The sequence below is a fragment of the Pseudomonas sp. CG7 genome (genome assembly GCF_023701885.1).
In the GTDB taxonomy this organism is placed as follows: Bacteria; Pseudomonadota; Gammaproteobacteria; order Pseudomonadales; family Pseudomonadaceae; genus Aquipseudomonas; species Aquipseudomonas zanjanensis.
In genome coordinates this window covers 81005-88006 of record NZ_JABAEE010000007.1, presented here as the reverse complement: position 1 = coordinate 88006, position 7002 = coordinate 81005, and the positions used below count along the sequence as shown (strand labels likewise).

6 protein-coding genes are annotated in these 7002 nt (G+C 63.0%); 1 reads left to right on the top strand and 5 read right to left on the bottom strand.

What is annotated here, in order from left to right; translation table 11 throughout:
- Nucleotides 1–103: 103 nt before the first annotated feature.
- Nucleotides 104–733, bottom strand: a complete 630-nt coding sequence (locus HGO40_RS05065) for a response regulator (protein WP_003206156.1) — start codon at nt 731–733, stop codon at nt 104–106.
- Nucleotides 734–938: 205 nt separating this feature from the next.
- Nucleotides 939–3335 carry a PAS domain-containing sensor histidine kinase gene (locus HGO40_RS05060; protein WP_250962146.1) on the bottom strand — a complete coding sequence of 799 codons (2397 nt, stop codon included), beginning with the start codon at nt 3333–3335 and terminating at the stop codon, nt 939–941.
- A gap of 74 nt (nt 3336–3409) precedes the next feature.
- Between HGO40_RS05060 and HGO40_RS05055 the strand changes: the two genes are divergently transcribed.
- Nucleotides 3410–4399: an alpha/beta hydrolase family protein gene (locus tag HGO40_RS05055; RefSeq protein ID WP_250962145.1), complete on the top strand. Its 990-nt coding sequence runs from the start codon at nt 3410–3412 to the stop codon at nt 4397–4399.
- 77 nt (nt 4400–4476) lie between these two features.
- Here HGO40_RS05055 and HGO40_RS05050 read toward each other — a convergent pair whose 3' ends face one another.
- From HGO40_RS05050 to HGO40_RS05040, 3 genes are read right to left on the bottom strand one after another with little or no spacing between them, the layout of a single operon-like run.
- Complete coding sequence (locus HGO40_RS05050) at nt 4477–5244, bottom strand: TerB family tellurite resistance protein (protein WP_250962144.1); 768 nt, start codon at nt 5242–5244, stop codon at nt 4477–4479.
- 1 nt (nt 5245) lies between these two features.
- On the bottom strand, nt 5246–5917 hold the full coding sequence (murU, locus tag HGO40_RS05045; protein WP_250962143.1) for an N-acetylmuramate alpha-1-phosphate uridylyltransferase MurU: 672 nt from the start codon (nt 5915–5917) through the stop codon (nt 5246–5248).
- Nucleotides 5914–6939, bottom strand: a complete 1026-nt coding sequence (locus HGO40_RS05040) for an aminoglycoside phosphotransferase family protein (protein WP_250962142.1) — start codon at nt 6937–6939, stop codon at nt 5914–5916. The genes murU and HGO40_RS05040 overlap by 4 nt, the downstream gene beginning before the upstream one ends.
- Between the last annotated feature and the right edge of the window lie 63 nt (nt 6940–7002).

Sequence of the window (7002 nt, the reverse complement as noted above, 5' to 3'; positions counted from 1 at the left end):
CCCGCGCGCGCCCGGGCTGAGTCGGTTTCCCTCCCCCCTCGCGTGTTACGGCCCCCCCGCGGCCGCGCCCCACCCCCCGCTCCCACAGGGGAAATTGCGGAGTTTAGAGCAGCTTGTGCTCCATCGCATATTTCACCAGCTCGGCCAGCGAGGTGATGTTGAGCTTTTGCATCAGCCGCGCCTTGTGGGTGCTGATGGTCTTGCTGCTCAGGGCCAGTTGCTGGGCGATGTCGTTGACGTTGGCCCCCTGGGCCAGGCGTTCGAAGACCGAGAATTCACGTTCGGACAACAGCGAGTGCAGCGGCCGCGTATCGGTGAGGCCGACTTCGAAGACCATGCGGTCGGCCAGATCCGGGTCGATGTAGCGTCCACCGGCCGCTACCTTGCGAATCGCCATGAGTAGCAGGGCCGGGTCGCTGTCCTTGGTCGCGTAGCCGGCGGCGCCGACTTTCAGCGCGCGAGCAGCCATTTGCGCCTCGTCATGCATCGACAGCACCAGGATGGCCGGCGGATTGTTCAGCGCCCGGATCCGTGGGATCGCCTCCAGGCCGTTGACCCCCGGCATGGAAATGTCCAGCAGCACTACTTCGCAGGGCACGTGACGCAGGGTCTCGAGCAATTGTTCGCCATTGCTCGCCTCCCCTACCACCACCAGATCCTTGGCCAGGCCGATCAACTGCTTGATGCCTTCGCGGACGATGGTGTGGTCTTCGGCTACCAGTACACGGATCACATTGCTCTCCAGATTCAGGATCTCATCGCGAACGGGTTCGCAATGGCTACTTTACGCTCGACATCCTTGCAAGCCGATACACCGCTTTCGCGAGCAAGCCCGCTCCCACAATGGATCGGCGGTAAACACACATCTTGAATCCACCCCGATACAAGGTGGGAGCGGGCTTGCTCGCGAAGGCGCCAGCCCAGGCAACCCAAGACCATCAGGCCTCCTGCAACGGCACCCGCACCGACAGGGTCGTGCCCTCCCCCGGCTCGCTGTCCAAGGTCAATTGCCCACCCATGATCAGCACCCGTTCGCGCATGCCAACCAAACCAAAGGATGTGGGCCGGCTCGTATCGGCAATAAATCCTACACCGTCGTCGCTGACCGTCAGACATAAATCAGCACCTTGCTGGACCAGCGTCAACTCCACGGTATGCGCCTGGGCATGGCGCATCACGTTGGTCAGCGCCTCCTGAAGAATCCGAAACAGGCCGATGGCCTTGGCGTCACTCAGGGTTGGCAGGTTGTCCGGCACCTGCACCAGGCAAGGAATCTGCGTACGCGCCTCGAAGCGCCGGGCCTGCCATTCGATGGCCGAGGCAATGCCGGCGTCCAGGATGGGCGGGCGCAACGCCGTCGCCACGTCCCGCACCAGTTGGAACAACTGGGCGATCAGGCGCTTCATGCTGTTAAGCCGCTCCTGCAGACCCGGGTCGAGTTGCGCATAGGCCAACTCACACATGGATGTTTCAAGCTTCAACACCGTCAGCATCTGGCCCAGCTCATCGTGAACTTCCCGGGCAATACGGGCCTTTTCCTCTTCCCGCACACTCTCCAAGTGTGCCGACAATTCGCGCAATTGCTCCCGGGAGCTGGCCAGCTCCAGCTCGATGCGCTTGCTGTTCGTGATGTCCCAGACGATACCGTCCCAGACGTAGGCGCCATCTTCGAGGCGACGGGTGATCGCCTTGATCTCGGCCCAACGCTCCTGGCCTTCGCGGGTCAGGATACGGCCCTGCCAGGACCAGTCACTGTCGGTATCCAGCGCCTGGTCCTGGGTACGGTGGTAGTCGGCCTTGTCCTGCGGGTGCACCAGGCTGCGCAGCCCAGTGTCGCTGCGGGCCAGGGTTGCAGGGGAATAGCCCACCAGGCTTTCGCTGCCTTCGCTGATGTAGGCGAAGTCGATCTGGCCGGTCACCGGCGCCCGCTCCAGGCGAAAGACCAGGCCCGGCACATTGGCGGCGATGCCTTGCAACCGCGCCTCGCTTTCGCGCAACGCCGCCAGCGCACGTCGGCGTTCGGTCACGTCGTTGAGGTAGACCACCAAATATTCGGCGTCGCGAAAACGCAGGAAGCTCAGGGAAACGTCGGCCGGCAGGATGCTGCCATCGGCTCGCACGCATTCGGTCTCGAAACTCTGCGGTCCGTCTTCACTGGCCCGGGCGCGCTTCCACAGGTTCAGCCAGCGATCCATGTGCAAGCCCGGTTCGAAGTCAATCAGGGGCCGGTCAATAATGGCGCCCGAGGCGTAGCCGAGCATGGTTTCGGCCGCTCGGTTGGCATAACGCACGTGGCTGTCCCAATTGACCCAGAGGATGCCCACCGTGCTTTGGTCGATGGAGAACTGCGTCAGGCGCAAGGCCTCCTCGCTGGCCGTACGCTGGGCGATGTCTTCCCGCGCGGAACGCAATCGGCGCTCCAGGCCGCGTTGCTGGCGGCGCTGCCAGAACACGATGGCGACACTGCTGAGCAGCAAGGCCAGGATCAACAGGGTCAGGTTCTGCCAGAAACCCGGGGTTTCGGTCAGGCGCGGGTATTTGGGCTTGCGCCAACGGCTGTGCAGTTGCTCCAGCTCCTTGGCCGGGATTGCCTGCAAACCGCTGTCGATGATCTCGCCCAGTTCCGGCCAATCCCGGCGTGTGGCGACCCGCAGCAGCTGCGGCAGGCCAATGTCGCCCACCACCGCCAGCTCGGCGAATTCGGGTTCGACCATCAGTCGTCCAAGTTGCGCCTCGTCGACCACCGCGTATCGGGCCTGCTGGGTCAGCAGCAATTGCAGGGCCTCGCGCTCCAGCGGCACGCCTTGCAGATTCAGCGTCGGGTAGTTGCTGCGCAGGTAATCAGCCGTGGCGCTGGGCATGCGCACGGCGACGCGGGCCTGGGCGTCGAGTTTTTCCAACTCCACCCCCTCGGCGCCCTTTTGCGCACCGACGATCAATTGCGGCACACGCATGTAGGGGTTGGAGAACTGCCAGAGCTTGAGCCCGCCCGGGGACTGGGTCAGGCCGGGAGCGATGTCCACCTCACCCGCGCGCACCGCGGCTTCCAGTTGCGCCACGTCCTGGAAATTGCGCCAGGTCAGCTCGACGTTCAATGCCTTGCCCAGCCATTGCATCAACTCGACGTTGGTGCCGGACAACCGCTGCAAGCGCCGGTCGTATTGCGCATAAGGCGCCTGCAAGACCAGGCCGACCCGCCATTGTGGATGTTGCATCAGCCACTGGCGCTGCCCTGCATTCAATTGCACCCCTGGCGCCGACGGCGCGGGCGCGGCCCACGCCATCAAGGGAAGCCATAAACAGCCGATAACCCACAGGCAGCAAAAACGCATCATCGAAGTCTCATGCACTGACAAATACTGACCAACCCATTAGGCTGCCGGAAATACTTCTGGTCATGGAATATCCGATGCCCTTTGTTTATCGCCTGGCATTGCCAGCATTGTGCCTGTCGCTGATCCTGCCAAGTGCCTTTTCTGTCCAGGCCAGCGAAACGGCCCCCGTCGCCGAGCAACCTGCCGAGGAGAAACCCGTCGAGCGCCAGCCCTTGCTCGAGCGTAGCCAGGAGGAAGCGGCGGCACTTGATCGAAAGGTTCCGCCCCAGGAACAGCAACAGTTGCAGACCGGCAGCGACACCTTCCTGGCGCTGTGGAAACCGGCCAATACCAGTGACCCCAGGGGTGCGGTCATCATAATCCCCGGTGCCGGCGAAACCGCTGACTGGCCTCAAGTCGTCGGCCCACTGCGTAAAAAACTGCCCGACGCGCAGTGGAGCAGCCTGAGTATCACCCTGCCGGACCTGCAAAGCGACGTCATTGCACCGCGTGTGGTGGAAGCGCCGCCCGAGACCAAACCGGCCGACGCCGTTGCGGCGGCACCGGACGCGACCACTTCGGCACCGATCGAACAAGTCGCCGGCGGCGAAGCCGATGCAGTGGACCCAGTCGTCGCAGGCACCGATGAAGAACACGCCAGCGCTGACGCCGAGCGCATCTTCGCCCGCATCGACGCGGCGCTGGCCTACGCCGAACAGCAAAGCGCACGCCGCATCGTGCTGCTGGGCCATGGCACCGGCGCCTATTGGGCCGCGCGTTACTTGAGTGAAAAACAGCCCTCGCAAGTCGAACGCTTCGTGATGGTGGCCGCCCAGACGCCAGTCACCGCTAAGCCTGGCCTGGCCGAACTGACCCCGACCTTGAAACTGGCGACCGCCGATATTTTCTACATGGATAAGGCGCTGGATCGCAACGCGGCGCTGGAGCGCTTGCAGGGGAGCAAACGCTTGAAAGGTTCCACATTCAGCCAAGTGTCCCTCAAGGCCCTGCCGAACCGGTCGGCGGAGCAGGAACAGCTGTTTCGGCGGGTGCGGGGTTGGTTGGATCCGCAGAAGGCGGAGTAAGGGCCGGCTCACACCTCAAGTGAAGCACTGTTGTGGCGAGGGGATTTATCCCCTCGCCACAATTGTTCCCTGCGCGGCTAGCGAAAATCCCGTCGCTCCCGAATCAACCGATAGGCGTTATGCAATTCCCGGGTTCTATCGGTGGCTTCACGCACCTGCAAGGGCGTCGCACCGCTGCCGGCAATCTTGTCCGGGTGATGCCGACTGAGCAGGCGCCGATAGGCGCGCTTGATCTGCGACGGTTCGCTGGTGGCCGAAACCCCCAGCAGGCGCAAGGCCTCCTGATAGGTCACGCCGGCGTTGGGCCGCGACAGTTTCTGCGGTTCGTAGTCAGCCGCCAACGCCTGGACCTGTTGCGGCGTCCAGCCCAACCAGCGGCCCCATTGGGTCACCAGTTCTCGCTCGTCGACACCGGCGCGTCCGTCGGCCCAGACCATCCGCCAACAGGCGCGCAACACCCCTTCAGCCGCATGGGGCTGAGCGGCCAGGCGACGCATATAGCCGCGCAAGCGATCGTTGCCGGACTTGCCCCGGTTGAACGCCGCGATGGCCCGGCGTTGCGCCGACTCGCTCAAGTCCAGCGCCCGCATCTCCTGGCGAGCCTGCTGGATATGGCCATCGACCACACGCCCGTCGCATTTGGCCAGGCGTCCGAGCAACACAAACAATAATTCATCGTTGCGTAACGCCGGGCGTCCGCCCAGACGCTCACGTATTTGCGCCCAACCCTGCAGGTTCAGGCGCCGGTCCAGCGCCTGCCCTAACAACGCGCCGAGCATGGCCCCCGGGATGCTGGCTATGGCAAAGCCCGCCCCGGCTCCAATCAGAGTCCCTGGCCACCACATATCAACCGCTCGCTTCTATCAAGGTTTCGACCTGCGCCAAACGTTCATGGGTACCGACATCGACCCAATGCCCTTTCAGGTGCTCGCCACTGACGCGCCCCTCGGCCATGGCCGTGCGCAACAGCGGTGCGAGCTTGAAGGCACCGTCCGAGCAACCATTGAACAATTGCGGATGCAGGACGGCGATGCCGCTATAGGTCAGGTTGTCGGCAGGTGTTTGCCCATCGTGAACCTTTCCGTCGACCAGGGTGAAATCGCCGCCCGGGTGATGCTCGGGATTATCGACCAGCACCAGGTGCGCCAGCCCTTCCAGCGGCCCGCGCAATACGCTGAAATCGTAATCGGTCCAGACATCGCCGTTCACCACCACAAACGCGTCATCGCCCAGCAGCGGCAAGGCCCGGAAGATTCCACCGCCGGTTTCCAGCGGCTCGCCTTCGGGGGAAAAACGGATGTTCACGCCAAACCGTGAACCATCCCCCAAGTGATCTTCGATCTGCTGGCCGAGCCAGGCGTGATTGATCACGACCTCGGTGAACCCGGCCTTGGCGAGCGCCCGCAAGTGGTATTCGATCAAGGGCACGCCACCCACACGAATCAACGGCTTTGGCGTGGTCAAGGTCAAGGGACGCATGCGCTCGCCCTTGCCTGCGGCCAGGATCATCGCTTTCATGCCGTTTCTCCGGCCGATTGCCGCAGGCTGCCAAACAGCTCATCGAGCGGTGCCAGCTCAGGACGACGGGCGATGACCGCTTCTATATAGGCAAAGAAACGCGGCACATCGCCGAGGTAACGTGGCTTGCCGTCACGGTGGCAAATGCGCGCGAAGATCCCGATGACCTTGAGATGACGCTGCACGCCCATCAAATCGCTGGCCCGCAGGAAATCCTCGAGATCCGGCTGGACGGGAATACCCAGGGCGCCGGCCTGCTGCCAGTAACGCTCCAGCCAACCGCGCACCCGCGCCTCGGGCCAACTGAGGAAGGCATCCTTGAACAGGCAGGTCACGTCATAGGTCACCGGGCCATAGACCGCATCCTGAAAGTCCAGCACGCCGGGGTTCGGCACGCTGAGCATCAGGTTGCGCGGCATGTAGTCGCGGTGCACCAGCACTTTGGGCTGGGCCAGGGCGCTGTCGATCAGCAGCTCGGTGGCTTGCTGCCAGAGTTGCTGCTGGGCCGAATCGAGTTCGATGCCCAACTCGCGCTTGACGTACCACTCGGGAAACAGTTCCAGCTCTCGACGCAGCAACGCGACATCGTAGCTCGGCAGCGGCGCGACCATTGGCAGTTGCTGGAAAGCCAACAAGGCTTGCAGGGCATCTGCGAATAAATCGTCGGCATTTTCACCGTCGATCACGTCCAGATAGGTCTGGTTGCCCAGGTCGTTGAGCAAAAGAAAGCCGCGCTCAAGGTCTTCGGCATAAATTTTCGGCACGTTGATGCCGGATTTCGCCAGCAAAAAAGCAATATCCACGAAGGGTTTGCAGTTTTCCTGGGGCGGCGGCGCATCCATCACGATCATAGTGCGGCCCTCGCCTTCCCAGCGGAAATACCGCCGGAAACTCGCGTCACTGCTGGCGGCGGTCAACGTGGCCGGGGGTACGGCCCCCCAGCCCTGTTGAGTGAAAAGGATCGGCAGCTGTTCATCGAGCCAAAGTTTCAGGTGTTGCAAGCGTACATCTTGGTCGGGCATTGCAAGGGTCTCCGACGGCGCTAGCCGTCAAGCGGGTCATGCTTTATTATCCAGCATCTTTTT